The organism is Hymenobacter actinosclerus, from assembly GCF_900111515.1.
GTDB classification, from domain to species: Bacteria; Bacteroidota; Bacteroidia; order Cytophagales; family Hymenobacteraceae; genus Hymenobacter; species Hymenobacter actinosclerus.
On record NZ_FOHS01000001.1, the window covers coordinates 736,348 to 761,643 of the forward strand.

The window sequence follows — 25,296 nt, forward strand, 5'->3', positions numbered from 1 at the left end:
AACCTATTACAGGCGGGTCATCAGCTTCTTCACCATCACGTCCTTCCACTCCCTAAATGTGCCGGCCAGGATTTGCTCGCGGGCCTGCTTTACGAGCCAGAGGTAGAAGGTGAGGTTGTGAATGGAGGCAATCTGGGGGCCGAGCATTTCTTTGCTGTGGAACAGGTGGCGCACGTAGGCGCGCGAGTAAAACGTGCTCACGTAGCCGCCCAGCGCCGCGTCAATCGGCTCAAAATCCTCGGCCCACTTGCGGGCGGCCAGATTCATAATGCCCTGGGTGGTGTACACCAGGCCGTTGCGGGCGTTGCGGGTGGGCATTACGCAGTCGAACATATCCACGCCCAACGCAATGTTTTCCAGAATATTGGCCGGCGTACCCACGCCCATCAGGTAGCGGGGCTTGTCGGGGGGCAGAATGTCGCAGACCAGCTCGGTCATTTCGTACATCAGCTCGGCCGGCTCGCCCACGCTCAGGCCGCCAATGGCATTGCCCTCGCGCCCCTGCTCGGCCACGAACTCGGCCGACTTGATGCGCAGATCCTTGAACGTGGAGCCCTGCACGATGGGGAACAGGGCCTGCGAGTAGCCGTAGTGGCCCTCGGTGCTGTCGAAGCGCTGGATGCAGCGCTTGAGCCAGCGGTGGGTCATGTCGAGCGAGCGGGCGGCGTAGGCGTACTCGCAGGGCCAGGGCGTGCACTCGTCGAAGGCCATCATAATATCGGCCCCGATGGTGCGCTGAATGTCCATCACGCCCTCGGGCGTAAACAGGTGCTGGGAGCCATCGACGTGCGAGCGGAACTTGACGCCCTCTTCCTTGATTTTACGCGTGTTACTGAGCGAATACACCTGGTAGCCGCCCGAATCGGTGAGAATGGGCCGGTCCCAGCCGTTGAACTGGTGCAAGCCACCGGCCTGGCGCAGAATATCGAGGCCGGGGCGCAGGTACAGATGGTAGGTGTTGCCGAGGATAATCTGGGCCTGGATATCGTTCTCAAGGTCGCGCTGCTGCACGGCTTTCACGGTGCCGGCCGTGCCCACGGGCATAAAAATGGGCGTTTCAATGGCCCCGTGGTCGGTGTGCACCACCCCGGCGCGGGCCTTGGTGTGCGGGTCAGTCGTGAGAAGGTCGAAGGTCATGCGGAGCGGATAAGTTTTCTCGCAGAGGTGCGCGGAGGTATTCGCAGAGGTAGGAGGTATTTGCAGAGGTAGATAGAGGACCCCCTTTTATCCTCTGCGAATACCTCCGCGCACCTCTGCGAGAAAACCGACAATAGATAAGTCCGCAAAGGTACTCCACCCACCCCGAATGCCTACTTTTGCGGCTTCGAAAACCGTTATGTTGCTCTCTTACTCTCCGGCCGTTTGGCTGCTGCTGGCGGCCGTGCTGGTGCAGCTATATTTCGCGCTCTACTACTTCCGGGCCTTTGCCATGCGCCGGCCCGACCCGGAAACGCCCGTCCCCGCCGACCAGCCCGTTTCGGTGTTGGTATGCGCCCGCAACGAGTACACCAACCTCACGCGCCTGCTGCCGCTGCTGCTCAGCCAAGATTACCCCGCCGAGCTGCTCGAAATTATCCTCATCGACGACCGCTCGACCGACGGCACCGGCGCGCTGGCCGCCCGGTTTCCGGGCGTGCGCCTCGTGAACATCCGCAGCACCCCGGCCGGGCTGGCGCCCAAAAAGTACGCCCTCACGCTGGGTATCAAAACCGCCCGCCACGAGCGCCTGCTCTTCACCGACGCCGACTGTATTCCGGCCACCAACCAGTGGGTCAGGTACATGCAGCGGGGCTTTGCCGAGGGGGCTGGTTTGGTGCTCGGTTATTCGGCCTACGCGCCCGAACGGGGGTTTTTAAATAAGCTGGTTCGGTTTGAAACCTTGCTGACGGGGGCGCAGTATCTGTCATTCGCCTGGCGCGGGCGGCCCTACATGGGCGTGGGCCGCAACCTGGGCTACACCCGGGCCGTGTTTCGCTCCACCAAAGGGTTTGCCTCGCACATCCGCACCCTCAGCGGCGACGACGATTTGCTGGTGCAGGACGCGGTGGCGGCCGGCGCCCGGGCGGCCGTAGTGGCCCGGCCGGGCGCCCACACGCTCAGCGAAGCGGCCGCAACCTGGGCCGCGTGGTGGCGGCAGAAACGCCGGCACCTCTCGGCCGGCAAGCAGTACCGGCTGGCCGATCGGGTGCGCCTCGCAACATTCATCGGGGCGAACCTCTTGTACTACGGCGCGGCAGTCGGCCTGCTGTTTTCTCCCATCAATTGGGTACCTTTGGCAGTCATCTGCCTGATGCGAACCGTGCTCATGGGGGCCGTTTATCAACAGCTTAACCGCCGGCTCGAAGGTCAGCTGCCGGCCGCCGCGCTGCCTTTGCTCGATGCCGCATATTTCGTAACTTACTTAGCTCTGGGAATCTCCCTATTCCTTAACCGCTCGCTCCGATGGAAGTAAACCAGGAAAAACAGTTCTCCGCCAAAGCCAAGCACGACTTCAAATTGATTCGGGCCGCCGTGGAGAACAACGACGAAAAGGCCTACGCCGAGCTGATGCAGATCTATAAGAAGCCGGTGTACCACGTCGTGCTCAAAATGGTGCGCAACACCGACGACGCCGACGACCTCACCATTGAGGCCTTCGCCAAGGCGTTCAAAAACCTGCACAAATTCAATCCCGAATTTGCCTTCAGCACCTGGCTGTTCCGCATCGCTACCAACAACTGCATCGATTTTATCCGCAAGAATAAAATCAAAACGATGTCGATCGACTCAGCCATCAAAATCGACAACGGCGACGAAATCACCATCGACTTCCGCGACCAGAACCTGAACCCGCAGGAGACGACCATCAAAAACCAGAAAATCGAAATCATGCAGCACGTCGTGTCGCGGCTGCCCGATAAGTACCAGCGCCTGGTCACGCTCCGCTACTTCGACGAGCTGAGCTACGAGGAAATTGCCACCGAGCTGAAAGCCCCGCTCGGCACCGTAAAAGCCCAGCTGCACCGCGCCCGCGAGCTGCTCTACGACATGGTGAAGGGCAAAAAGGAAATTATTTAAGAAAGGAGCCAGGCGATAGAAACTGGCCGCCTGTCATCCTGACGAAGGAAGGACCTTATCACGAAAGCACGACCGTAACAACGACTCGTGCTTCCGTGATAAGGTCCTTCCTTCGTCAGGATGACAGTCCTTCTTCAACTCCCACTTCTAGCTCCTAGCTTCTCAAAGAAATGACCCTACTTGACCACTACTTCCCGCACCTGACCGACCAGCAGCGCCAGCAGTTTGCCCGGCTCGAAACCGAGTTCCGCACTTGGAACGAGCGCCTTAACCTGGTGGCCCGCACCGACATGGACAACCTCACCGAGCGCCACATCCTGCACTCGCTCGGTATTGCCAAAGTGGTGGAGTTCGCGCCCGGCTCGGCGGTGCTCGATGTGGGAACCGGCGGGGGCCTGCCGGGCCTGCCGCTGGCCATTCTGTTCCCGGAGGTGAAGTTTCACCTGGTCGACAGCATCGGCAAGAAGATAAAAGCCGTGCAGGACATGGCCGAAACGCTGCACCTGCCCAACGTAACGGCCGAGCAAACCCGCGCCGAACAGCTCTCCACTAAGTACGACTACATCGTGAGCCGCGCCGTGGCCCGCCTGGCCACCTTCCACACCTGGATTGCCCACCGCTACAAGCCCCGCGCCGAAGCCGCCCCGAACAGCGGCCTCTACTACCTCAAAGGCGGCGACCTGAGCGAAGAAATTGCCGAGTCGGGATTGAAGGCGCAGGTTGTGGATTTGAGTGAGTTCTTTGCGGAGGAGTTTTTCGAGACGAAAAAGGTGGTAGTGGTGCCGGCGTAGTCTGCACGACCTTTCTTGAATGATAGGCACAATCTGTTATAACACACAGCATAATAAAAGGCAGAAGCGGTAGAGTGCCAAGCAGGCCACCTTCCAAGATAAGGCAAACAACTGCTGCAATTTTAAGGAGGGTCTTAGAACTGAAGTTATGTTAGGGCATGAACCCCCGACAAGCAAGGAGCTTTCTAGTAGCGCTTGGTTGGGGGAAAGTCCTGTTTAACCAAGCCCGGGAAATCAGCCCGTTGCGGGTTTACGAAACTCATCTACTTGGCCAGTTTCGTAAACTTTGAATTGTAGACGGGTTTCGTAAACTCGCCGGGCGCTGCAACGGTCTGCTGGCACTTGGTGCGGAGCAGCTGCTCGCGGTTTAAGAAAGGGAGCATTTATTTTACTCCGACCACTAAAGCATTTAAGTTTAGGTCTCTTACCTACAATCTGTTAGTCATATGGGACTCGATATTCTGCTGGGCGCCAATAATCAGGCGGAACTCGATGCTGGCCACTATGACCCCGACGATCACCAACTCAGCCGCAACTTCTGCAATTTCATGTGCCGACGCTGGGCGATTGAAGAAGAACCTGAACTGGATCAAATCGGTCGGCTCACAGGCGTGGACATCTCGCCGTTGTATGAGATGGACAACTACACCTTGCCCGAGGACTTGAGCAGCATGCTCGAATATGCCGATGACGACGCAGAACGGCAGGAAATCCTCGCCCGCACACAGGCCGCCAGCGCCGCAATGGCGGGCAATATTGACCGGGTAACGGCCACCGTGGAGGGCTTGCTGACGCAGCTGACAACGATGGAGGACTTGCCTAGCCGCTTGCGGCCAGACCCGGAGGATACCCTCTATGCCACCGCCTACTTTGCCAACTTTTCGGCTGCGCGGATGAACGCCTACGACAATACCTTCGGCCAAGACTTGCGCAACTTTAGGAGCTTCTTGGAATATGCCAAAGGAAAGGGGAGCGAGACGGTATTTTTTGTGTACGGCTAGGAATGAGTTCAGGAAAAGGGTCCGAAAAGCAAAACGAGGGTATTATGACCCGTCCTGAAAAGCGTTGACCGTTTTTGTTGTTAGTCCGGATTTCTATTGACCAACCGAAGTTAGTCCGTTTTTTCGTTGACCACGCTATCGTCCACGACCTGCTGGCGGTAGTAGTTGCGCCATCGCCGTTTCAGCTTCCCCTCTTTCTGATGCGCCTGATCCGGCACCAGCATGTCACAGCTCAGGTGGGGACGCTGGTAGTTGTAGAGGTGCACGGCCTGTTGCAGTACCGTTTGTGCCTGCGCCAGCGAGTACACGCGCTGATGCGCCAGATACTCGTTTTTCAGAATTCCGTTGATGCGTTCGGCAATGGCGTTCTCCAACGGGTCCCCCTGCTGGGTCATGCTCACCTGCACCTGGTGGGCGTTGAGCAGGCCGATGTACTCGGCACTGCAATACTGGACGCCTCGGTCAGAATGGTGAATCAGGGGTTTGCCCTCTTTCCCTGCCAGTTGATCCAGGGCCCGTTGTAGCGCGGTCCTGCAGTGAACGGCTTGCAGCGTCGGCGCCACCTCGTAGCCCATAATACGTCTGGAGTACGCATCCGTGACCAGCGAAATGTACAAGCAGCCGTAGGCGGTGAACCAGTAGGTGATGTCGGCGACCCAGACCTGGTTGGGCCGCTCGATCAGCAGCGCGCTGATTAAGTTGGGATACTTGCGGAAGCGGTGCCGGGAAAAAGTCGTCTGCACGCGCCGTCGGCGCCGGCGCACCAACAGGCCATGAGCCGCCAACAGCTCAAATAAGGCATCGCGGCCCATTTTCAGGTGCTGCCTAGTCAACTCGTCCTGTAACCGCTCATAGAGCTTGCGCGTCCCCATGCGGGGATGGTCTTCCCGAATGGCTCGCACCAGGTTAACGACCACCGCTTCCTGATTAACGTGTCCAGCTTGTCGTTGCCAGTATTGATAGTACGCCTGCCGGCTAAAACCAAGCACTCCTTCCACCGACCGAATAGCGATTGAAGGGTGGCTCTTCAGCATGCTGCGGAGGGCTTGGTAACGGACTTTTTTTCGATGTCAATGCCGAGCTCCTCCTCTGCCACGCGTAGTAAAGTGGTATAATACAGCGCTTTGAAGTTGGCCGTTTCCAACGCGGCTTCTAATGCTTGAATCTTCGCGGTGAGGGCCTCGACCGCTTCGCTATCCTGCGGCGCCGGACGAGTTGTGCGTTTCCTGGCTCCAGGTGGGCATGGTGGGGGAGCCGGGGGCAAGCCGTTGGCCTCCGCTTCTGCTTCGACCAGGTCGATCCAGTGCCGAACGGTTTTACGTGTGAGCTCAAATTTGGCGGCGGCCTGGGCAATGTTGAGCTTGCCCAGATGAATTTCAGCCACCATTTGGCGCATGGAAAGCGCGTGCTTTTGCATACGCAAGTCAGACAGTGATGCCATAAGTTAACCAAGTTTTTGGTCAACTTTTTCTAGGACGAGACAGCGGTTAGGGTACGATAAGGGCCCGTTATTGTACCCTATTGAGCCTCGGAATCCTGAGCCAAACAAAGCACCAGAGGCAATACTATAAAGAAGCCACTCAATCACCCCGGCACCTCGCTCGTCAGAAATTCCACTGCCCGCCGTTCCGAGTAGTACGCGCCATCGGGCGCGCCTTCGCCAAAGCCTACGTGGCCCCCATCGGTGGGGGTTTCCAGGAACACGTGGGGGCTGGCGGCGGCGGTTTCGTGGGGGAAGCAGGAGGGGGGCAGAAAGGGGTCGTTCTGGGCGTTGACCAGCAGCGTGGGGATTCGGATGCCGCTGAGGTAGCGGCCGGAGCTGGCGTGGGCGTAGTATTCGTCGGCCGAGGCGAAGCCGTGCATGGGCGCGGTGAACCGGTCGTCGAACTCGGGGAAGTCCTTGAGCAGCTCCAGGTCCGTGAGGTCGACCTGGCCGGGGAGCAGGGCGGCTTTCTGGCGCATCTTCTCGCGCAGTGTTTTCAGGAAGCGGTTGAGGTAAACGCGGTTTTCGAGGCGGCCGATGTGATGGGAGCTGGCCCGCAGGTCGGTAGGCACTGAGAACACGGCCGCGCGTTCCACCTCAGTTGGCACGCGGGCGGGGTTTTCGCCCAGGTATTTTAGCGTGACGTTGCCGCCGGCCGAAAAGCCCGTGAGCAGCACCCGGCGGTAGCGGCCGATGCTCAGGGCGTAGCGCACCACGAAATCGAGGTCGTCGGTGTCGCCGAGGTGGTAGGAGCGCAGCAGCCGGTTCATTTCGCCGCCGCAGCTGCGGTAGTTCCAGGCCAGCGCATCGAGGCCAGCCTGGTTGAGGGCGCGCACCATGCCCCGCACGTAGGGCCGCCCCGCGTCGCCCTCCAGCCCGTGCGATACGATGGCCAGCGTGTTGCTCAGCGGCCCGCCAGCGGGCTGCCGCGACCAGTCGAGGTCCAGAAAGTCGCCGTCCTCGATTTCCACCCGCTCGCGCTGGTACTGCACCTCGGGCACCGTGCGCCACAGGCTGGGCACAATGGTTTGCAGGTGGCCGTTGAACAGGTAGAACGGCGGCTGGTACTTGGATTCAGTAACGAGGGGCATGGAGGCAGGGCAGCTAAAAAGCAGTCAAATGAGCCGGCGGGTGGGAAGCGGGGCAGGGGCAATGCAGTTCAGGCAAGCAAGTTAGGTAAAACAAAGGTATGCATGCCGAGTATTTATTGCTAGCCATGAGTTAGCGCGCTGTAGCGGCGGGGCTGGCCCCCGGCCGCCGTTCGCACCGTTGCAACGAGTCCGTTCAATGACAACCGTTCAACGGAGGGCGGAGGCAAGCCCCGCCCTACAACGCGCCCATCCTCTACAATTTCTCACTTCTCATTTCTAACCTCTCGCTTCTCTCTTGCAATTTCCGCCCGAAGCGTTACCTTTGCACTCCGCATTTGAACTGAATTCGAGCAGAAGACCATAATCAACCCTCATGGCAAACCATAAATCCGCCCTTAAGCGCATCCGTTCCAACGAAGCTAAGCGCGTCCTGAACCGTTACCAGGCAAAATCTACCCGCACGGCTATCAAGAAGCTGCGCGCCACCACCGAAGCTTCGGCTGCTCAGGAGCAGTTCAAGAAGGTTGTTTCGATGCTGGACCGTCTGGCCAAGAAGAACATCATCCACAAGAACAAAGCCGCCAACAACAAGTCGAAGCTGGCCAAGTTCGTGAAGTCGCTGGCTGCCTAAGCGCCCACCGGCTTTCTGCTCTCTATAAGGTGAGGCCCGATGCGCAAGTGTCGGGCCTTGCTGCGTTGGAAGAAAAGGATTAGGGATAAAAGGATAAAGGATAATTTTTTCGTCCCTTATCCCTTATCCCTTATCCTTTTATCCCTAATCTCAGATGGCCCTACGCCACGCTCACTTTTACCATGTTGGTTTTGCCTTTTCGGTTGATGGGCATGGAGGCGGTGTTGATGAACACGTCGCCTTTTTGCAGGTGGCCCGAGGCGGTGAGGGCGAACTTGATGTCGGAAATGGTGCTGTCGGTGCTCACCAGACGGTCGTAGTAGAAGCCGCGCACGCCCCAGATGAGACTCAGGGCCGTGAGCAGCGGGCGGTTGTCGGTGAAGATGAAGATGTTGGCCTGGGGGCGGTACTTGGCAATCTGGAAGGCCGTGTAGCCGCGGTGCGTCATGCCGGTAATGGCCTTGGCCTTGGTGTTTTTGGCCAAATGGCAGGCCGCCGACAGGATGCTGTCGACCATGAACGAGGGGGCCTCGGGGTCGATGGGAAACCAGTGGTTGTAGAGGCTCGGCAGCTGGGTTTCCACGCTTTTAATGGTGCCCACCATCGAGCGGATAACCTCGGCCGGGTAGGCGCCCACGGCCGTTTCGGCCGACAGCATCACGGCATCGGCGCCATCGATAACGGCGTTGGCTACGTCGCTGGTTTCGGCGCGGGTGGGGCGGGGGGCCGTAATCATGCTCTCCATCATCTGGGTGGCCACGATGACGGGTACGCCCAGCTTATTGCACTTGGCGATGATGCTCTTCTGGGCCATCGGCACTTCCTCCATCGATACTTCCACGCCCAAATCACCGCGGGCTACCATCACGGCGTCGGTCAGGGCAATGATTTCGTCGAGGTTGCGCAGGCCCTCGGGGGTTTCGATTTTGGCTATTACCCGGATGGCCTTGCCGCTCTCGGCAATCAGGTTCTTGATGAAGCGGATGTCCTCGGCGCGGCGGGCAAACGAGAGGGCAATCCAGTCGACGTCGTTTTCGAGGCCGAAGCGCAGGTCTTCGATGTCTTTCTCCGTCATCGAGGGGGCCGACACGTCGGAGTTGGGCAGGTTGATGCCTTTGCGGGGCTTTACCAGGCCACCGTACACCACCTCCACGTCCACTTCCTGGTCGCGGTCGGTGGCCAGCACGCGCAGCTCAATCTTGCCGTCGTCGATGAGAATCATGTCGCCCGGCTTCACGTCGCGGGCCAGGCCCATATAAATCGTGCTCAGGCGGGTGGCCGTGCTGATTTCCTTTTCGCCGCAGACCAGCTTGATTTTGTCGCCGGCCTTGATTTCGACCTGCCCGCCCTCTACTTCGCCGAGGCGGATTTTGGGGCCCTGCAAGTCTTGGAGCAGGCCCACGTTCATGCGCAAATCCTTGTTGAGGCGGCGCACCGTGTGGATGACGGCCTGGTGGTCTTCGTGGGTGCCGTGCGAGAAGTTGAGCCGGAACACATCGACGCCCTCGCGCATGAGCGTGGCCAGCTTGTCGTAGGTGTTGGAGGCGGGCCCAACGGTGGCAATTATCTTGGTTTTATTGAAATGCGGGGTGACTTCCATGAGGTTGCTGAGAAACGGAAAAGAAGGAAAGAGGCCCCGGCCGAGTGGCCGGAGTCTCAGAAAAGAAAGTTCTCTTTAAACTTCAGGTCGTTGGGGTCGAACTGGCTCACGAGCTGCACTTCGGGCAGGGCCGTGAGCTGGGCAATAAGTTGCGGGGGGGGCAACAGGCCCGCGCCGCCGGCATTGATTTGCAGCAGGTAATCGTACTGGCGGATGTCGGGGGCGAGGTAGGGTTTTTTGAGGGCAGAGGCGTCGGCGCTGCGGTTGCGAAACAGGCGCAGCGTGTGGTGTTCGGTGGCGTGCAGGTAGTTGCTGATAACGAGCCGGCCCTTTTGCAGCAGGTCGAAAATCAGGTCGGGCTGCTTGATGAGGCGCAGGTGCAGGGCCCGGTTGAGCACCCAGGCCAGCGTATGCTCCCGCGACGACGACACGAGCCCGAACAGGTCGAAGTCGCAGGCGTAATCCACATCGAGGGTGAAGGTTTTCATAAGCGGCGAGGCAGGGCGAAAAGGCAAAAGTACACTGCCGGTCAGGCCTACGGAACTGGCAGGGCCATAATCTTACACCCGCAAGATAAGGGGCTGGAAGTTTGACAATGTTAGCGAAGATGGTGTTATTTGTGCCGAGTTTTCTTTTAAACCCCCACGGAAATGTCTGAAATTGCAGAGAAAGTAAAAGCCATCATCATCGATAAATTGGGTGTGGAGGCGTCGGAAGTAACCCCCGAGGCTTCGTTCACCAACGATCTGGGCGCCGATTCGCTCGATACCGTCGAGCTGATCATGGAGTTCGAAAAGGAATTCAACGTGTCTATCCCCGACGACCAGGCCGAAAACATCGGCACCGTGGGTCAGGCTATCAGCTACCTCGAAGAGCACGCCAAGTAGTTGTGAGTGGTTAGTTGTCAGTTGTCAGTGACCTGATAACAGTGTAATGGCTGCCCCATCCTTCACTAACAACTGACAACTAAGCCCTAACAACCAAAGACCGGTCGGCCTGCCGCCGGCCGGTTTGCTTTTATACCCTTTCCATTTTCTCGCTTCTCGAACCCGCCTATGTCTCTCCGGAGAGTTGTCGTGACCGGCCTGGGTGCCCTAACCCCCGTCGGCAAAACCGCCCCTGCTTACTGGGAAGGCCTGGTGGCCGGCCGCAGTGGCGCCGCGCCCATCACGCGCTTTGATGCCGGCAAGTTCAAAACCCGCTTTGCCTGCGAAGTGAAGGACTACAATCCCGACGACTACTTCGACCGCAAAGAAGGGCGCAAAATGGACATCTTCACCCAGTTTGGCCTGATTGCGGCCAACGAGGCCATTGCCGACGCCCGCCTCATCGAGGACGACGTGGACAAGGACCGGGTGGGCGTTATCTGGGGCTCGGGCATCGGCGGCCTGACGTCGTTGCAGGCCGAGTGCATCGCCTTCGCCCACGGCGACGGCACGCCCCGCTTCAACCCTTTCTTCATCCCGAAAATGATTGCCGATAGCTCGTCGGGCAACATTTCCATCCGCCACAAATTCCGGGGCCCCAATTTCGTGACCACCTCGGCCTGCGCGTCGTCGTCGGACTCGATTATTTCGGCCTTCAACTACATCCGCCTCAACATGGCCGACGTCATCGTGACGGGCGGCTCGGAGGCGGCCATCACCGAATCGGGCGTGGGCGGCTTCAACGCCCTCAAGGCCATGAGTGAGCGCAACGACGCGCCCGAGCAGGCCTCGCGCCCCTACGACAAGGAGCGCGATGGTTTCGTGCTGGGCGAAGGCGCGGCCTCGCTGGTGCTCGAAGAGTACGAGCACGCCAAGGCCCGCGGCGCTAAAATCTACGCCGAGCTGATTGGCGGCGGCATGTCGGCCGATGCCTACCACATTACGGCCCCCGACCCCGAGGGCAACGGCGTGGTGCTGGTGATGCAGAACGCGCTGCGCGATGCCGGCATCAAGCCCGAGGAAGTGGATTACATCAACACCCACGGCACGAGCACGCCCCTGGGCGACGGCGCCGAGGTGAAGGCCATCCAAAAAGTGTTCGGTGAGCACGCCTACGACCTGAACATCAGTTCGACCAAGAGCATGACCGGCCACCTGCTGGGCGCGGCCGGGGCCATCGAGGCCGTGGCCTGCATCCTGGCCATGCAGCACGACATGGTGCCGCCCACCATCAACCACTTCACCGACGACCCCGAGCTGGACCCTAAGCTCAACTTCACCTTCAACGAGGCCCAGAAGCGCGAAGTGAACGTGGCCATGAGCAACACCTTCGGTTTCGGCGGCCACAATACGTCGGTTATCTTCCGCAAAATCAGCGAGTAGTAGCCGGAAAAAGAACGCGTCATGCTGAGCGAAGCGGAGCGCAGTCGAAGCATCTCGCGGGCAATGCTAATCCTGATTTTAAGGGTTTAGTATTCCACGTGAGATGCTTCGGCTCCGCTCCGCTTCGCTCAGCATGACATTTTTTAACAGCTCCACTAAGTAAAAACAGAATGCCCAAGCCTGGTCAGCCCCTGCCGTTGTTCGGCTTCTTTCGCCGGCTGATTGGCCGCGACCGGGCCTTTCGGCAGGCCATTACCACCCTTACGGGCCGGGCCCCCGATAACGTGTACCTGTACCGGCTGGCGTTTACGCACTCCTCAGTGGTACGCCAGCAGGGCGAGCAGGCCCGCCACCAAAGCAACGAGCGGCTGGAGTTTCTGGGCGACGCGGTGCTGGGCACGGCCGTGGCCGAGTTCCTGTTCCGCAAGTTCCCGTACGAGCAGGAAGGCTTCCTGACGGAGATGCGCAGCCGCATCGTGAACCGCGAAAGCCTCAACAGCATTGCCCTCAAAATCGGGCTCGATAAGCTCGTGCAGCTTGATGCGGCTCAGAGTCGGGCTGCCCGCTCGCGCTCGGTGAACGGCAACGCCCTGGAGGCGCTGGTGGGCGCCGTGTACCTCGACCACGGCTACAAAACGGCCCGCAAGTTCGTGCTGGCCCGCCTGCTCAAGCCCTTCGTGGACGTGAAGGCCATGACCGAGACGACCACCAACTTCAAGAGCAAGCTGATTGAGTGGGCCCAGCGTAACGGCAAAAACATGCGCTACGAGCTAACCGGCGAGGCCCGCCCGGGCGGCGTGATGGAGTTTTCGGCCATTGTGGTGGTCGATGATGAACCCATTGCCACCGGCATGGGCCTCTCGAAAAAGCAGGCCGAACAGCTGGCCGCCGAGCGCGCGCTGGGGGTGTTGGGATTGTAAGAACAGCTCTGCGGACCTCCGCGGTTTACCTCTGCGCTCCTCTGCGGGAACCCTACGTATACAACGATTGGGTTCCCGCAGAGGAGCGCAGAGGCAAACCGCAGAGGTCCGCAGAGTCGTTTAAAAGTAACCCAAGCCGGGAAAAAGGAGTTGCTTTGCAGAACCAACTTTCCGACCCCAAGCCATGCGAATAGCCGGTGCCGCCCTCAACCAGATTCCCTTCGACTGGACCCACAACCTGCGTACGATTCAGACGGCCATAGCCCAGGCCAAAGCCGCCAACGTAGAGCTGCTGTGTTTGCCGGAAATGTGCCTCACCGGCTACGGCTGCGAGGATTTGTTTCTGAGCGACTGGCTGCCCGAAGCGGCGCTACAACACCTGCAAACCATCCGGCCCTGGACGATGGGCATCTGCGTGGTGGTGGGCCTGCCGGTGCGCCTGGCCGGCCGCACCTACAACACGGCCGCCGTGCTGCGCGACGGGCAGGTGCTGGGTTTCGCGGCCAAGCAGTTTCTGGCCAACGATGGGGTGCACTACGAGCCGCGCTTCTTCCATCCCTGGCCGGCCGGCGAAACCACCACGGTAAAGTGGGAAGGGGAGGAGTGGCCCCTGGGCGACCTCACGTTTGAGCACCAGGGCGTGAGGTTCGGGTTTGAAATCTGCGAGGACGCGTGGCGGCCCGACGACGTGCGGCCCGCCAGCCGCCTCAAGGGTAAGGTGGACCTCATCGTGAATCCTTCGGCCTCGCACTTTGCCATGAGCAAGACCGATTTGCGCTACCAGTTGGTGCTCAAGGCCTCGCTCAATTTTAACTGTACCTACCTCTACGCCAACCTGCTGGGCAACGAGGCCGGCCGCATGATCTACGATGGCGAAATTCTGGTGGCCCGCAACGGCCACCTGCTCCAGCGCAACCAGCTGCTGAGCTTCAAGGAAGTGGATCTGGAGTGCGTGGACGTGGATTTCAGCGCCGAGCTGCCAATGGCCGAACAGATTCCGGCCCTACCCACGCCCGATGAGTACCTGGAGCTGAACCAGGCCCTGAGCCTGGCGCTGTTCGACTACCTGCGCAAAGCCCGCAGCCGGGGCTTCGTGCTCAGCCTCAGCGGCGGGGCCGACTCCAGCATGTGCGCCGTGGCAGTGGCCGAAATGGTGCGCCTGGGCACGGCCGAGCTGGGCACGGCCGAGTTTATGCGCCGCTCGGGCTGCTTCACGGCCGCCGACATCGAAGAAATTACCGGCGAAAAGCAAGCCGAATCCGCCGCCCGGGAACTTGTAGCCGCCGATGGCTCGCCCAGTCCCGCACCGGCCGGCAACCTGCCGCTGGCCAGCACCGAGGCCGTTTCGGGGAATCAGCGCGACATCAACCGCCGCCTGACTGGCCGCCTGTTGACCTGCGCCTACCAGGGCACCGTGAATTCGTCCGACGACACGTTTAACTCAGCGCAGGAGCTGGCCGAGGACGTCGGGGCCGTGTTTTATCACTGGGAAATTGACGAGGAAGTAAGCGGCTACGTGGGCAAGATTGAGCAGGCCCTGGGCCGCGACCTGACCTGGCAAACCGACGATCTGGCCCTGCAAAATATTCAGGCCCGGGTGCGCGCCCCCGCCATCTGGATGCTGGCCAACGTGCAGAACTGCCTGCTGATGACGACCTCCAACCGCTCGGAAGCCAGCGTGGGCTACTGCACCATGGACGGCGACACGGCCGGCTCCATCTCGCCCATTGCCGGCGTCGACAAGCAATTTGTGAAGCAGTGGCTGCGCTGGGCCGAAACGGAGCTGAACTACCCCGGCCTGCGCCGGGTGAACGGCCTGCAACCCAGCGCCGAGCTGCGCCCCTTGGAAGAAAACCAGACCGATGAGCGCGACCTGATGCCCTACCCGCTGCTCAACCGCATCGAGCGGCTGGCCTTCTACGACCGGCTGGCCCCGGCCCAGGTGCTGGCCACGCTGATTCACGAAGACCCCGCCGCCGACCCTGAGCAGCTCAAAACCTACGTCAAACGCTTCTTCAGTCTCTGGAGCCGCAACCAGTGGAAGCGCGAGCGGTACGCCCCCGCCTTCCACCTCGACGACTACAACGTGGACCCGCGCTCCTGGCTGCGCTTCCCTATTCTGAGCGGCGGCTACACCCAGGAGCTGGCGGCGCTGTAGCGGGCGTTCCGGCGTCGCGCCTCACCTCCCGGCCCCCTCTCCGAAAAAGGAGAGGGGGAGCCTGACGACACACAATACAAATGGCCATTAGCTGATGGCCGTTTCTGCCCGACGCAGGCTAACTGTTCAACCAGAACGCACCCCCTCTCCTTTTCATTCCGCGCATCGAGCGGCGTAGGGGGCCGGGGGGTGAGGCGCGCCCACCAGAACGTAGCCTCCCGCTAAAAACCGGTACTTTCGTGGCCCCCAACCCACGTAATCCGTGACGCCAACTACTTTTGAGCAGCTTTATCAGGAACGGGAGGCTTACCGGCTGCCGCTGTACTCGGCGCGGCAGGTGGCCCGGCTCACGGGGCTGGCGGCCTCCACGGTGCAGGCCTGGACCCGCGCCACCGACCCGCACGGGGCGCTGGTGCAGCCGGCCAGCGCCGACGGGCTCTCGTTTCTGAACCTGGTGGAAGTGCACGTGCTGGCCGCCATCCGGCACCAGCACGGTATTTCGTTGCAGCGGGTGCGGCACGCGGTGCAGTTTGTGCGCGAGGAGCTGCAAGCGGAACACCCGCTGGCTCAGCACCCGCTCGAAACCGATGGCGTGGATTTGTTCGTGCGCACCCTGGAGGATGATAACCTGCTCATCAACGCCTCACGGCGGGGCCAGATAACCATTCGGGAGCTGGTGGAAGCCTATTTGCGCCGCATCGAGCGGGCCGCCGACGGCTTTCCACTGCGGCTGTTTCCGGTGTACGCCAGCGCCCCCGGCTTCGTGCCCGACGACGGCGCGCCCGCCCACATCGTCGTCGACCCGCGGGTGGCCTTCGGGCGGCCGGTGCTCACGGCCACCTACGTGCCCGTCGATGTGGTGGTCGACCAGTACCGGGCCGGCAACGCGGTGCTCGATATTGCCCGCAATTTCAACCTCCCGGCCGCGGCCGTGGAAGAAGCCCTCCGGTATGAGCTCGGCGCCTGACCCCGTTTTCTTTCTCGACCGCACCCTCGATACCGGGCTGGTGCGCGCCGCGCTACAGGGCCAGCCCGGCCCGCCGGTGCTGCGCCACACCGAGCTGTTCGATCCCGCCACGCCCGACGCCGAGTGGCTGCCCGCCGTAACGGCCCGGGGCGGCTTCGTGCTCACGCAGGAGCGGCGGCTGCACTACAATCCGCTGGAGTTGCAGGCGCTGCAAGCCAGCGGGGCCGGCACGTTTATCTTCGTGGCCAAGGGCCTCACCGGGGCCGGGCTGGCCGAGTGCGTGCTGCGCGCCTTGCCCCGTCTGCGCCGCTTCGCCCAACGGCACCCCCGGCCCTTCGTGGCCAAAGTGTATGTTGATGGCCGCGTCTACCCGCTCGACCTTGCCGCAAGGGCGTGAAGCGCCGGGTTGCTGACAACAGTCAGGAACGCGCAGGAATAACTTAATTGAAAAATATCGTACTGTTTATCAAATGGGTACGATATAAATGCAGGCGCCGCCGCAAGTATGTTGGCCGGACCGGACCTAAGCTTTTGTAACTCCGGTAGCCGCGGCAACGACTGGAATTGGTTACGGGCTGTTTCTCGCTTTCTGCTTCCCGGATGGATACTCTTGCGCTGTCTGCTCTTGCCCCGCCGCTGCCCGCCGCGCACGTTGGCTCTGCCGCCGCTGTTGCCGGCGCCGAGGCCGAACTGGTAGTGCAGCTGCAAGGGGGCAGCGAGGCGGCGTTCCGGACGCTGGTAACGCGGTACCAGAACCGGGTTTACCGCACCGTGCTGGCGCTGCTTCGCTCGCCCGAGGAGGCCGAAGACGTGGCGCAGGAGGTGTTTGTGGAAGTTTACCAGACCATCGGCCGGTTTCGGGGCGAGGCGACGCTGGCCACCTGGCTTTACCGGCTGGCTACCTCGCGGGCCCTCAAGCACCAGCGGCAGGCCCGCGCCCGCAAGCGCTTCGCCTACTTCACCAGCCTGCTGGGCCTCGACAACCGCGTGCTGCACGAGCCGCCCGACCACGAAACGCCCCAAACCCAGCTGGAGGGCGCGCAGCAGGTGGAGCTGCTGCGCGCCCGCCTCGCCCGACTGCCCGACCAGCAGCAGGTGGCCTTTACGCTGCGCCACGAGCAGGAGCTGAGCTACGAGGAAATAGCCGCCGTGCTCCAGACCACGGTACCGGCCGTGGAGTCGTTGCTATTCCGCGCCCGCCAAACCCTGTGCGCTCATCTTCAACCCAATCCGCGCCATGTCTGATTCTGCTGCCCGCCCCGATGCCGACGAGGAATGGAATGCGCTGCTGCGCCAGTGGCGAAACCAGTCGGCGGCCCAGCCCCGGCCCTATTTCTACGGCCGGGTGCGGGCCCGGCTGGCCGATGCCGCCGCCCTTGAGCGCCTGCCGGTGCGCACCTGGTTGCGCTGGCCCGCCTACGCCGTAATGCTGGGCATCCTGCTGCTGTTCAGTGGTGATAATGCCGCCTTCGAGGCCGTAGCCGGGACAAAGCAGGAAAGCAGCTGGCCCGCTGCTGACTTCAACCAAGCACCCTGATAGTTGCCGGGCCGCCGAAACGGGCCGGCGCCGCAGCGGCACTGGGCTTGCGGAATCGTATGCCCGCTGTCTGATTACCTTTGACTTCTTCTCATCCTTTTGTCGCCTTGTTCATGCTGAGTGCCATTCTCTGGAATCCTGACCCCATTATCGCGCACATTGGGCCCCTTACGCTGCGCTGGTACGGACTGCTGTTTATGTCGGGCTTCGTGGTGGGCACGTTCATTCTGAGCCATATCTACAAGTCCGAAAAGGTGTCGCCGCGCTGGGTGGACGTGATTACTATTTACGTGCTGCTGGGCACGGTGCTGGGCGCCCGGCTGGGCCACGTGTTTTTCTACGACTGGCCCCAGTACAAAGACAATCTGCTGAGCATCTTCAAGATCTGGGAAGGCGGGCTGGCCTCGCACGGGGCCACCATCGGCATCATCTTCGCCGTGTGGCTGTTCAGCCGCAACAACAAGTTCGACGTGCTCTGGACCCTCGACCGCATCGTGCTGGTGGTGGCCGTGGGCGGCGCGCTCATCCGCATCGGTAACCTGATGAACTCCGAAATCGTGGGCCACCCCACCGATGCGCCCTGGGCCTTCGTGTTCCCGCGCGACTACGAGCACCTGCAGCGCAGCACCCCCGACCAGCCCGTGCCGGCCGGCACCTACGTAGTGGATTACCAGCGCCTGCCCGGCGCCGAGCCCACCGTAACGGCCCGCCCCGCCGGCGCCACCGTAACGGCCGGTTCGCTGCTGGCCGTGCCGCGCCATCCCACCCAGATTTACGAGTCGCTGTTCTGCGTATTCCTGTTCGTGCTGCTGTACTCGATGTGGAACCGCACTAAAGAGCGTACGCCCCGCGGCCAGCTGTTTGGGCTGTTTGTGGTGCTGCTGTTCTCGTTCCGCTTCTTCATCGAGTTCTTCAAGGAAGATCAGGTGGCCTTCGAGCAGGGCATGCAGTTCAACATGGGCCAGCTGCTAAGCATCCCGCTGGTGTTCATGGGCCTCTACGTGCTCTGGCGCGCCGGCAAAAACCCCGCAAACCCCTACGGCTACGCCCCGCGGGACCTAGCTGAGTATGAGGCGGCGGAAGCTGCCGCGGCTAAGAAGTAGCCGTTCACCCCACCCCCGGCCCACGCCGCTTGATGCGCGGAATCCTCCGGGAGAGGGGTGCCAGACGCGAGTTCAGTAAATCAGAAAACTTGTTTCGTTGAACGCACCCCTCTCCCGGAGGATTCCGCGCATCAAGCGGCGTGGGCCGGGGGGGGGGGTGAACGAAAAGGGCGCCGCACTCAACCGAGGGCGGCGCCCTTTTCGTTTTTTCAGCTAACAGCTAACAGCTAACAGCTAACAGCTAACAGCTAACAGCTAACAGCTAACTGACAGGTTAAGTTGGTGTGCAGAACGTCATTCAGAGCGCAGCGAAGAATCTCGCGTGAAGTCGTTCAACGGCTGTTCTAACAAGTTCGAGCGAGATTCTTCGCTCCGCTCAGAATGACGTTCTATACACCAACTTAACCTATCAGTTCAGCTAACAGCTCCAAAAAGCTAGTTCCGGTTCGCGGCGTTGAGGTCGTCGAAGGCAACTTTGGCGCGGGCAATCATGCTTTCCTCGCCTTTGCGGAGCCATACGCGCGGGTCGTAGTACTTCTTGTTGGGCGAGTCGTCGCCGTTAGGGTTGCCAATCTGGCCCTGTAGGAAGCCCTCGTTTTTCTGGTAGTACTGGCGCACGCCGTCCCAGAACGCCCATTGCATATCGGTGTCGAGGTTCATTTTGATGGCGCCGTAGCTGATGGCCTCGCGGATTTCTTCCTGCGACGAGCCCGAGCCACCGTGGAACACGAAGTTGATGGGCAGCTTGGCATCGAGCTTGAACTTCTCGCGCACGAACTCCTGCGAGTTGTGCAGGATTTTCGGCTCCAGCTTCACGTTGCCGGGCTTGTACACGCCGTGCACGTTGCCGAAAGCGGCGGCAATGGTAAAGCGGGTGCTCACCTTGCTCAGCTCCTCGTAGGCGTAGGCCACCTCGTCGGGCTGGGTGTAGAGCTTGCTCGAATCGACGTCGGAGTTGTCTACGCCGTCTTCCTCGCCACCGGTTACGCCCAGCTCAATTTCGAGCGTCATCCCGATTTTGGCCATGCGCTCCAGGTACTTCTTGCAGGTTTCCACGTTCTCCTCAATCGGCTCCTCCGACAAATCGAGCATGTGGGAGGAGTACAGCGGCTGGCCGTGCTGGGCGAAGTGCTTTTCGCCGGCTTCGAGCAGGCCATCAATCCAGGGGAGCAGCTTTTTGGCGGCGTGGTCGGTGTGCAGCACCACGGGCACGCCGTAGGCTTCGGCCATCAGGTGCACGTGCTGGGCCCCCGAAATAGCGCCGGCAATGCTGGCCTGCTGCTTGTCGTTGGGGAGGCCCTTGCCGGCGAAGAACTGCGCGCCGCCGTTCGAGAACTGGATGATAACGGGCGAATTCAGGTCGCGGGCGGCTTCGAGCACGGCGTTTACCGTATCGGTGCCGGTTACGTTGATGGCGGGCAGGGCGTAGCCGTTGGCCTTGGCGTGTTCGAAAAGCTGCTGTACTTCGTCGCCGTACAGCACGCCGGCGCGCAGGCCGGAAGGAGTGGAGTGGTCAGCCATCTGCTGGTGGATGAGGTGATGACGCGGCCGGGAAAAACCGCGTCGGATGGGGGGATATCTGAGGCAAATTTACTTAAAAGAAAGCGCCCTGACCAACCAGGTTGGCCGGACGGCTCGGCCGGCAGCTCGCAGCGGGCCCCGGGCTACTCGAACTGGTACTCGTAGAGGCTGCCCTGCTCGGTGCTGATGTACAGGGTCTGGTCGGTGGTGAACACGGCGCCTTCGGTCTGGCCGGCACCCTTGAGCGAAATCTGGCGGGGTTGGGCCTTCAGCATGGCCGCCAGGTTTTCGCCCTCGAACACAAACATTTCTTCGCGGCCCAGCAGCACCAGCCGGCGGCCGTCGGGGCTCAGGGCGGCGTCGGTTACCTGGCCCGGAATGGCCAGTTTGGTCAGCAGCTTGGCCGTGTAGTTGCCGGGCTGGTCGGGCACGGTGTACACCTTGCTGGTGGCGCTGCGGCCCCGGTCTTTGGTGAACAGGTACACCTGACCATCGTGCCAGAGCGTGGCCTCGCAATCGAAGTTGCGGTCCTTTTTGCCGGGCGGAAACTCGCTTTGATCGGGGTATTTGAGGTGGATTTCCTGGACGATTTGCGGGTTGAGCGGGTTGAGGCGCAGCAGCACCAGGTTTTTGCGGTTGTTGTTGTTGTTGCCCACGTCGCCGATGTACACGTTGCCCACCTGGTCGCGGCTGATGCTTTCCCAGTCGTGGCTTTTGGCCGGTATCTCGATGCGGCTCAGCACCTCGCCCTGGGTGTTGATTTTATACAGAATCGGTGGGTTGCCGTCGTCGCCGTGGGTGTAGAAGGTGCCGTTTTCGCCCGTCAGGGCCAGGCCGGAGCTTTCGGGTACCTCGCGCATCTTGCCTACTTTGGTCAGGTTGGCAATGTCCGACGCCTTGTCCTTTTTGCCTTTTTTACCCTTCTTCTGGTTTGGCACAGTCTGGTCGGTGGGGGCGGTTAGGGCTGAATTCCCAGGCTGGTTGGTTTGGGCTTCGGAGCAGCTGCTGAGCAGGACGGCTGCCAACGCGGGAACAACAAGGAATGCACGCATACTTTAAAGGGGAAGGGACAGAGGTGGCGCGCCGCCCGCGGGCAACGTCAGACCACCCTATACGAGTCTGCCGCCGCAAGGGTATCGGGGCGGGCGCCGGGGCGGGCAACGCCGGACCAGCTGCTGCGTTGTAGCGCTACCGGCCAGCGCGGCCGGCTTTGTTCCGTTTATGCCGGCTGGGGCCGGCCGCTTTGCTTGCTGATGACAACATCAACTCCCGCCGGGCCACCCGCCGCCCCGGCCTCCAGTCCGTTCGGAACCGCCCCGAGCGGCACGCCCGTGCAGCTCTACACCCTGCAAAACGCCCACGGCCTGCGGGCCACCATCACCAACTACGGCGGCATCATCACCAGTTTGCTGGCACCCGACCGCCATGGCCAGCTGGGCGACGTAGTGCTGGGCTTTGCTGACCTGCACGATTACCTGCGCCGGCCGCCCCACGAGTCGCCCTACTTCGGGGCCCTGATTGGGCGCTACGCCAACCGCATTGCCCGGGGCCGCTTCCCGCTCGATGGCCAGCAGTACGAGCTGGCCACCAACGACGGCCCCAACCACTTGCACGGTGGCCAGCGGGGTTTCGATAAGGTGGTCTGGCAGGCCACGCCCGGCACCTCGGCTGCCGGCCCGACCCTCACGCTACACTACACCAGCCCCGACGGCGAGGAAGGCTACCCCGGCAACCTGGCCGCGACGGTAGTCTACACGCTCACCGACGACAACGCGCTGCGCCTCGACTACACGGCCACCACCGATAAAGCCACGCCCGTCAACCTCACCAACCACAGCTACTTCAACCTGAGCGCCGGCCAGAGCCCAGACGTGCTGGCCCACGAGCTGACCCTGGACGCCGATACGTACACGGTAGTCGACGACGAGCTGCTGCCGACCGGGGAGCGGCGGTCGGTGGCGGGCACACCGATGGATTTCCGGCAGCCCCGCGCCATTGGGGCCCGCCTTGCCCGGGTGCCCGGCCCGCCACCCGGCGGCTACGACCACAACTGGGTGCTCAACGGCCAGGGCATGCGCCCGGTGGCCCGGGTGTACGAGCCGGTTTCGGGCCGCACGCTGGAAGTACGCACCGACCAGCCCGGCATCCAGTTCTACTCCGGCAACTTCCTGAGCGGCCACCTGACGGGCAAAAACGGCCAGCTATACGGTCAGCACGCCGGTTTCTGCCTCGAAACCCAGCACTTCCCCGACTCGCCCAACCACCCCAGCTTCCCCAGCACCATCCTGCGCCCGGGCGACACGCTGCGAACCAGCACTATTTTAGCTTTTAGCCATTAGCTGACAGCTATTAGCTTTTTCTCGTTGAATGAAAGCTAACAGCTAACAGCTTAAAAAATCAAGGTACCGGGTCCTCGCCGAAGCTGCCCCAGGGGTGGCAGCGGCTGATGCGGCGCAACGCCAGCCGGCCGCCGCGCCAGGGGCCGTGCTTGTGGATGGCCTCGACGGCGTAGGCCGAGCAGGTGGGCACGAACCGGCAGCTGGGCGGCGTGAGGGGCGAAATCAGGTGGCGGTACACCCACAGCAAACCCAGCAGCAGCTGGCGGAACAGGTAGCTCATGCAGTTGTAAAGGTACGGGCCCGGTAGTGGGTTCCCGCAGAGGAGCGCGGAGGTTGACGCGGAGGTCCGCAGAGTCGTTCCAGAACAGCTCTGCGAACCTCTGCGGTTTTTACCTCTGCGTCCTCTGCGGGAAACGCTACAAGCACAATTGCCTAACTTCGTCCAAACATATTTCCCACCCATACCAACCTGTATGCGCACCAATAACTGGGCGAAAGCCCTGCTACTGACGCTGCTGCTGCCCCTGACGGCCCACGCCGACGAGGGCATGTGGCTCCCGCTCTTCATCAAGCGCCTCAACCAGGCCGACATGCAGAAGAAGGGCCTCAAGCTGACGGCCGAAGAAATTTACGACGTCAATAACGCCTCGCTCAAGGATGCCGTGGTGCAGCTCGGCGGCTTCTGCACCGGCGAGTTCGTGAGCTCGCAGGGCCTGCTGCTCACCAACCACCACTGCGGCTACGACGCCATCCAGAGCAACAGCACGCCCCAGGATAACATCCTGCAAAACGGCTTCTACGCCGCCACCAAGGCCGATGAGAAGAAGAACCCGGGCCTGTTCGTAGACATTCTGGTGCGCATGGAAGACGTGTCGGCCAAGATGCTCGAAGGCATTACGGCCGCCACGCCCGAAGCCGAGCGCATGGCCACCATCCAGCAGCGCCAGCGCGAAACCGCCGAGGCTGCCAAGGAAAACGGCCAGTACGTAGCCTACGTGCGCGACATGTTCGGCGGCAACGAGTACTACCTGTTCGTGTACCAGCGCTTCGGCGACGTGCGCCTGGTAGGCGCGCCGCCCGAGGCCGTGGGCAAGTTCGGCGGCGACACCGACAACTGGATGTGGCCCCGCCACACCGGCGACTTCTCGATGTTCCGGGTGTACGCCGACAAAAACAACAAGCCCACTCCCGGCGCCCAGGAAGGGAACGTGCCCTACGTGCCCAAAAAGCACCTGCCCGTGGCCATGCAGGGCGTGCAGGAAGGCGACTTCGCCATGGTGTTCGGCTTCCCCGGCCGCACCCAGCGCTTTCTGCCCGCCGCCGGCCTCCAGCTCACGCTCGACGAAAGCAACCCGGCCCGCATCAAGCTCCGCGACACGCGCCTCAAAATCTGGAAGGCCGACATGGACAAGAACCCCGACCTGCGCCTGCAATACGCCAGCAAGTACGCCAACATTGCCAACTACTGGAAGTACTTCATCGGCCAGAACGAGGGCATGAAGCGCCTGAAGACTGTGGATACCAAGAAGGCCGAGGAAGTGGCCCTGGCCCAGTGGATTGCCCAGGACCCCGCCCGCCAGCAGCAGTACGGCGAGGCCCTCAGCACCATCGAGCAGGCCTACAAAGTGCAGCGCCAGTACAACCTGAGCAGCCAGTACGTGAATGAGGGCGCCTTCGGTACCGAAATCGTGACGCTGGCCGCCCGCATGATGCCGCTGGCCAACGCCCTGAAAAGCGGCGACAAAGGCGCCATCAGCAAGGCCACCGAGGCCCTGCGCGAGCCGGTGAAGGACTACTTCAAAGACTACAGCGCCCCCACCGACCAAAAGGTTTTCGCGGCCCTCATGAACCTGTACATGCAGGACGTGCCCCAGGACCAGCAGCCCGACGTGTTTGCCCTGGTGAAAAAGCAGTACGGCGGCTCGATGAGCAAGTACGCCGACTACGTGTTCAGCAACTCCTTCCTGACCTCGGAAGCCAAGGTAAACGCCTTTTTGGCCAACCCCACGCTGGCTAAGCTGGAGGCCGACCCGGCCTACAAAACCTACCAGTCGGTGTACACCAACTACGTGCAGAACATTGCCCCCAAGTTGCAGGCTTCGCAGGCCGGGCTGGGCCGGGCCAACCGCCTGTACGTAGCCGCCCTGCGCGAAAAGAACACCCAGAAAGTGTACTCGCCCGACGCTAACTCGACCATCCGCCTGAGCTACGGCACCGTGCGCCCCTACAACGGCCGCGACGCCGTGCACTACGACTACAAAACCACGGCCCAGGGCATTCTGGAGAAGGAAGACCCCACCAACCCCGAGTTCGTGGTGCCTAAAAAGGAGCTGGAACTACTCAAAATGAAGGACTACGGCCGCTACGCCGACAAAAACGGCAACCTGCCCGTGGGTTTTATCACCGACAACGACATCACCGGCGGCAACTCCGGCTCGCCCGTCATCAACGGCCGCGGCGAGCTGATTGGCCTGGCCTTCGACGGCAACTGGGAGGCCATGACCGGCGACCTGGCCTACGACCCCGAGCTCAAACGCTGCATCAACGTGGATATCCGCTACGTGCTCTGGTGCATCGAGAAGCTGGGTGGCGCCAAGCACCTCGTGGATGAGATGACGCTGCAAAACAACGGCCCCAGCCCCGGCGTGGGCGCGGCCTCGGCCAGCAGCAACACCATGAACGCCGACATGAGCGACGTGGAAAAGATGAAGGTGAAAACCGAAAACGGCGGCAAAACCAAAATCAAGCGCAAAAAGAACAAGGACGCCGCCGCCCTTTAGTGCTAGAG

At 61.5% G+C, this 25,296-nt stretch carries 25 protein-coding genes; 16 read left to right on the plus strand and 9 right to left on the minus strand.

What is annotated here, in order from left to right; translation table 11 throughout:
• Window positions 1–6 precede the first annotated feature (6 nt).
• Window positions 7–1,137: a tRNA guanosine(34) transglycosylase Tgt gene (tgt, locus tag BMY67_RS03215; protein WP_092768211.1), complete on the minus strand. Its 1,131-nt coding sequence runs from the start codon at window positions 1,135–1,137 to the stop codon at window positions 7–9.
• A gap of 199 nt (window positions 1,138–1,336) precedes the next feature.
• On the opposite strand from tgt, the gene BMY67_RS03220 reads away from it, so the two are divergent.
• The 4 genes from BMY67_RS03220 (at window position 1,337) to BMY67_RS03235 (ending at window position 4,849) form a co-directional block, all read left to right on the plus strand.
• Entirely contained in the window at window positions 1,337–2,452 is a 1,116-nt protein-coding gene (locus BMY67_RS03220; protein ID WP_177189665.1) for a glycosyltransferase, read from the plus strand.
• Window positions 2,443–3,057 (plus strand): RNA polymerase sigma factor, encoded by a 615-nt coding sequence (locus BMY67_RS03225; protein WP_092738715.1) that lies wholly within the window; start codon window positions 2,443–2,445, stop codon window positions 3,055–3,057. The genes BMY67_RS03220 and BMY67_RS03225 overlap by 10 nt, the downstream gene beginning before the upstream one ends.
• A gap of 170 nt (window positions 3,058–3,227) precedes the next feature.
• Complete coding sequence (gene rsmG, locus BMY67_RS03230) at window positions 3,228–3,848, plus strand: 16S rRNA (guanine(527)-N(7))-methyltransferase RsmG (protein ID WP_092768215.1); 621 nt, start codon at window positions 3,228–3,230, stop codon at window positions 3,846–3,848.
• 446 nt (window positions 3,849–4,294) lie between these two features.
• Window positions 4,295–4,849: a hypothetical protein gene (locus BMY67_RS03235; RefSeq protein WP_092768217.1), complete on the plus strand. Its 555-nt coding sequence runs from the start codon at window positions 4,295–4,297 to the stop codon at window positions 4,847–4,849.
• A gap of 110 nt (window positions 4,850–4,959) precedes the next feature.
• Here the strand turns inward: BMY67_RS03235 and BMY67_RS03240 are convergent, their stop codons facing one another.
• The 3 genes from BMY67_RS03240 to BMY67_RS03250 form a co-directional block, all read right to left on the minus strand.
• Window positions 4,960–5,883, minus strand: coding sequence for an IS3 family transposase (locus BMY67_RS03240; protein WP_092768219.1), 924 nt, complete (start codon window positions 5,881–5,883; stop codon window positions 4,960–4,962).
• A complete protein-coding gene (locus tag BMY67_RS03245; RefSeq protein WP_245744854.1) occupies window positions 5,877–6,290 on the minus strand; it encodes a helix-turn-helix domain-containing protein in 414 nt (137 codons plus the stop codon). The genes BMY67_RS03240 and BMY67_RS03245 overlap by 7 nt, the downstream gene beginning before the upstream one ends.
• A 143-nt stretch (window positions 6,291–6,433) precedes the next feature.
• Window positions 6,434–7,423 (minus strand): YheT family hydrolase, encoded by a 990-nt coding sequence (locus tag BMY67_RS03250; protein WP_092768223.1) that lies wholly within the window; start codon window positions 7,421–7,423, stop codon window positions 6,434–6,436.
• 373 nt (window positions 7,424–7,796) lie between these two features.
• Here BMY67_RS03250 and rpsT point away from each other — a divergent pair, with 373 nt between their 5' ends.
• Window positions 7,797–8,054 (plus strand): 30S ribosomal protein S20, encoded by a 258-nt coding sequence (gene rpsT, locus BMY67_RS03255; protein ID WP_092768225.1) that lies wholly within the window; start codon window positions 7,797–7,799, stop codon window positions 8,052–8,054.
• 160 nt (window positions 8,055–8,214) lie between these two features.
• Here the strand turns inward: rpsT and pyk are convergent, their stop codons facing one another.
• Complete coding sequence (gene pyk / locus BMY67_RS03260; protein WP_092768227.1) at window positions 8,215–9,654, minus strand: pyruvate kinase; 1,440 nt, start codon at window positions 9,652–9,654, stop codon at window positions 8,215–8,217.
• A 56-nt stretch (window positions 9,655–9,710) separates the two neighbouring features.
• Window positions 9,711–10,142 carry an IPExxxVDY family protein gene (locus BMY67_RS03265; protein ID WP_092768229.1) on the minus strand — a complete coding sequence of 144 codons (432 nt, stop codon included), beginning with the start codon at window positions 10,140–10,142 and terminating at the stop codon, window positions 9,711–9,713.
• A 162-nt stretch (window positions 10,143–10,304) separates the two neighbouring features.
• On the opposite strand from BMY67_RS03265, the gene BMY67_RS03270 reads away from it, so the two are divergent.
• The 9 genes from BMY67_RS03270 to lgt all read left to right on the plus strand — a co-directional run bounded on the left by BMY67_RS03270 (window position 10,305) and on the right by lgt (window position 18,648).
• Window positions 10,305–10,541 carry an acyl carrier protein gene (locus BMY67_RS03270; protein WP_019948606.1) on the plus strand — a complete coding sequence of 79 codons (237 nt, stop codon included), beginning with the start codon at window positions 10,305–10,307 and terminating at the stop codon, window positions 10,539–10,541.
• A gap of 168 nt (window positions 10,542–10,709) precedes the next feature.
• On the plus strand, window positions 10,710–11,963 hold the full coding sequence (fabF, locus tag BMY67_RS03275) for a beta-ketoacyl-ACP synthase II (protein WP_092768231.1): 1,254 nt from the start codon (window positions 10,710–10,712) through the stop codon (window positions 11,961–11,963).
• A gap of 170 nt (window positions 11,964–12,133) precedes the next feature.
• The gene (gene rnc / locus BMY67_RS03280) at window positions 12,134–12,883 is read left to right on the plus strand and encodes a ribonuclease III (RefSeq protein WP_092768233.1); all 750 of its coding nucleotides are present in this window, start codon (window positions 12,134–12,136) and stop codon (window positions 12,881–12,883) included.
• 184 nt (window positions 12,884–13,067) lie between these two features.
• Window positions 13,068–15,041 carry an NAD(+) synthase gene (gene nadE, locus BMY67_RS03285; protein ID WP_092768235.1) on the plus strand — a complete coding sequence of 658 codons (1,974 nt, stop codon included), beginning with the start codon at window positions 13,068–13,070 and terminating at the stop codon, window positions 15,039–15,041.
• A gap of 262 nt (window positions 15,042–15,303) precedes the next feature.
• Complete coding sequence (locus BMY67_RS03290; RefSeq protein WP_092768237.1) at window positions 15,304–16,008, plus strand: DUF433 domain-containing protein; 705 nt, start codon at window positions 15,304–15,306, stop codon at window positions 16,006–16,008.
• Window positions 15,992–16,405, plus strand: a complete 414-nt coding sequence (locus BMY67_RS03295; protein ID WP_092768239.1) for a PIN-like domain-containing protein — start codon at window positions 15,992–15,994, stop codon at window positions 16,403–16,405. Before BMY67_RS03290 ends, BMY67_RS03295 begins: the two co-directional genes overlap by 17 nt.
• Before the next feature lie 203 nt (window positions 16,406–16,608).
• On the plus strand, window positions 16,609–17,253 hold the full coding sequence (locus BMY67_RS03300) for an RNA polymerase sigma factor (RefSeq protein ID WP_092768241.1): 645 nt from the start codon (window positions 16,609–16,611) through the stop codon (window positions 17,251–17,253).
• Complete coding sequence (locus BMY67_RS03305) at window positions 17,246–17,545, plus strand: hypothetical protein (protein ID WP_092768243.1); 300 nt, start codon at window positions 17,246–17,248, stop codon at window positions 17,543–17,545. Before BMY67_RS03300 ends, BMY67_RS03305 begins: the two co-directional genes overlap by 8 nt.
• A 113-nt stretch (window positions 17,546–17,658) precedes the next feature.
• Window positions 17,659–18,648: a prolipoprotein diacylglyceryl transferase gene (gene lgt, locus BMY67_RS03310; RefSeq protein ID WP_092769572.1), complete on the plus strand. Its 990-nt coding sequence runs from the start codon at window positions 17,659–17,661 to the stop codon at window positions 18,646–18,648.
• Between the two features lie 435 nt (window positions 18,649–19,083).
• Here lgt and fbaA read toward each other — a convergent pair whose 3' ends face one another.
• Both fbaA and BMY67_RS03320 read right to left on the minus strand, forming a co-directional pair.
• Entirely contained in the window at window positions 19,084–20,169 is a 1,086-nt protein-coding gene (gene fbaA / locus BMY67_RS03315; RefSeq protein ID WP_092768245.1) for a class II fructose-bisphosphate aldolase, read from the minus strand.
• A gap of 143 nt (window positions 20,170–20,312) precedes the next feature.
• Window positions 20,313–21,221, minus strand: coding sequence for an SdiA-regulated/phytase-like domain-containing protein (locus BMY67_RS03320; RefSeq protein WP_143069678.1), 909 nt, complete (start codon window positions 21,219–21,221; stop codon window positions 20,313–20,315).
• 201 nt (window positions 21,222–21,422) lie between these two features.
• On the opposite strand from BMY67_RS03320, the gene BMY67_RS03325 reads away from it, so the two are divergent.
• Window positions 21,423–22,508 carry an aldose epimerase family protein gene (locus BMY67_RS03325; protein WP_092768249.1) on the plus strand — a complete coding sequence of 362 codons (1,086 nt, stop codon included), beginning with the start codon at window positions 21,423–21,425 and terminating at the stop codon, window positions 22,506–22,508.
• A gap of 58 nt (window positions 22,509–22,566) precedes the next feature.
• Here BMY67_RS03325 and yidD read toward each other — a convergent pair whose 3' ends face one another.
• Window positions 22,567–22,788: a membrane protein insertion efficiency factor YidD gene (yidD, locus tag BMY67_RS03330; RefSeq protein ID WP_092768251.1), complete on the minus strand. Its 222-nt coding sequence runs from the start codon at window positions 22,786–22,788 to the stop codon at window positions 22,567–22,569.
• Between the two features lie 193 nt (window positions 22,789–22,981).
• On the opposite strand from yidD, the gene BMY67_RS03335 reads away from it, so the two are divergent.
• On the plus strand, window positions 22,982–25,288 hold the full coding sequence (locus BMY67_RS03335) for a S46 family peptidase (RefSeq protein WP_092768253.1): 2,307 nt from the start codon (window positions 22,982–22,984) through the stop codon (window positions 25,286–25,288).
• The last annotated feature ends 8 nt before the right edge of the window (window positions 25,289–25,296 follow it).

Excerpts from the sequence above, each read along its gene's own strand:
- nadE (WP_092768235.1), top strand. The coding sequence starts at position 13,068 with ATGCGAATAGCCGGTGCCGCCCTCAACCAGATTCCCTTCGACTGGACC.
- yidD (WP_092768251.1), bottom strand. The coding sequence starts at position 22,788 with ATGAGCTACCTGTTCCGCCAGCTGCTGCTGGGTTTGCTGTGGGTGTAC.
- fabF (WP_092768231.1), top strand. The coding sequence starts at position 10,710 with ATGTCTCTCCGGAGAGTTGTCGTGACCGGCCTGGGTGCCCTAACCCCC.
- pyk (WP_092768227.1), bottom strand. The coding sequence starts at position 9,654 with ATGGAAGTCACCCCGCATTTCAATAAAACCAAGATAATTGCCACCGTT.
- lgt (WP_092769572.1), top strand. The coding sequence starts at position 17,659 with ATGCTGAGTGCCATTCTCTGGAATCCTGACCCCATTATCGCGCACATT.
- BMY67_RS03305 (WP_092768243.1), top strand. The coding sequence starts at position 17,246 with ATGTCTGATTCTGCTGCCCGCCCCGATGCCGACGAGGAATGGAATGCG.
- BMY67_RS03250 (WP_092768223.1), bottom strand. The coding sequence starts at position 7,423 with ATGCCCCTCGTTACTGAATCCAAGTACCAGCCGCCGTTCTACCTGTTC.
- BMY67_RS03300 (WP_092768241.1), top strand. The coding sequence starts at position 16,609 with ATGGATACTCTTGCGCTGTCTGCTCTTGCCCCGCCGCTGCCCGCCGCG.
- BMY67_RS03225 (WP_092738715.1), top strand. The coding sequence starts at position 2,443 with ATGGAAGTAAACCAGGAAAAACAGTTCTCCGCCAAAGCCAAGCACGAC.
- BMY67_RS03220 (WP_177189665.1), top strand. The coding sequence starts at position 1,337 with ATGTTGCTCTCTTACTCTCCGGCCGTTTGGCTGCTGCTGGCGGCCGTG.
- BMY67_RS03295 (WP_092768239.1), top strand. The coding sequence starts at position 15,992 with ATGAGCTCGGCGCCTGACCCCGTTTTCTTTCTCGACCGCACCCTCGAT.
- fbaA (WP_092768245.1), bottom strand. The coding sequence starts at position 20,169 with ATGGCTGACCACTCCACTCCTTCCGGCCTGCGCGCCGGCGTGCTGTAC.
- BMY67_RS03270 (WP_019948606.1), top strand. The coding sequence starts at position 10,305 with ATGTCTGAAATTGCAGAGAAAGTAAAAGCCATCATCATCGATAAATTG.
- rsmG (WP_092768215.1), top strand. The coding sequence starts at position 3,228 with ATGACCCTACTTGACCACTACTTCCCGCACCTGACCGACCAGCAGCGC.
- BMY67_RS03335 (WP_092768253.1), top strand. The coding sequence starts at position 22,982 with ATGCGCACCAATAACTGGGCGAAAGCCCTGCTACTGACGCTGCTGCTG.
- tgt (WP_092768211.1), bottom strand. The coding sequence starts at position 1,137 with ATGACCTTCGACCTTCTCACGACTGACCCGCACACCAAGGCCCGCGCC.
- BMY67_RS03325 (WP_092768249.1), top strand. The coding sequence starts at position 21,423 with ATGACAACATCAACTCCCGCCGGGCCACCCGCCGCCCCGGCCTCCAGT.
- BMY67_RS03245 (WP_245744854.1), bottom strand. The coding sequence starts at position 6,290 with ATGGCATCACTGTCTGACTTGCGTATGCAAAAGCACGCGCTTTCCATG.
- rnc (WP_092768233.1), top strand. The coding sequence starts at position 12,134 with ATGCCCAAGCCTGGTCAGCCCCTGCCGTTGTTCGGCTTCTTTCGCCGG.
- rpsT (WP_092768225.1), top strand. The coding sequence starts at position 7,797 with ATGGCAAACCATAAATCCGCCCTTAAGCGCATCCGTTCCAACGAAGCT.
- BMY67_RS03240 (WP_092768219.1), bottom strand. The coding sequence starts at position 5,883 with ATGCTGAAGAGCCACCCTTCAATCGCTATTCGGTCGGTGGAAGGAGTG.
- BMY67_RS03265 (WP_092768229.1), bottom strand. The coding sequence starts at position 10,142 with ATGAAAACCTTCACCCTCGATGTGGATTACGCCTGCGACTTCGACCTG.
- BMY67_RS03235 (WP_092768217.1), top strand. The coding sequence starts at position 4,295 with ATGGGACTCGATATTCTGCTGGGCGCCAATAATCAGGCGGAACTCGAT.
- BMY67_RS03320 (WP_143069678.1), bottom strand. The coding sequence starts at position 21,221 with ATGCGTGCATTCCTTGTTGTTCCCGCGTTGGCAGCCGTCCTGCTCAGC.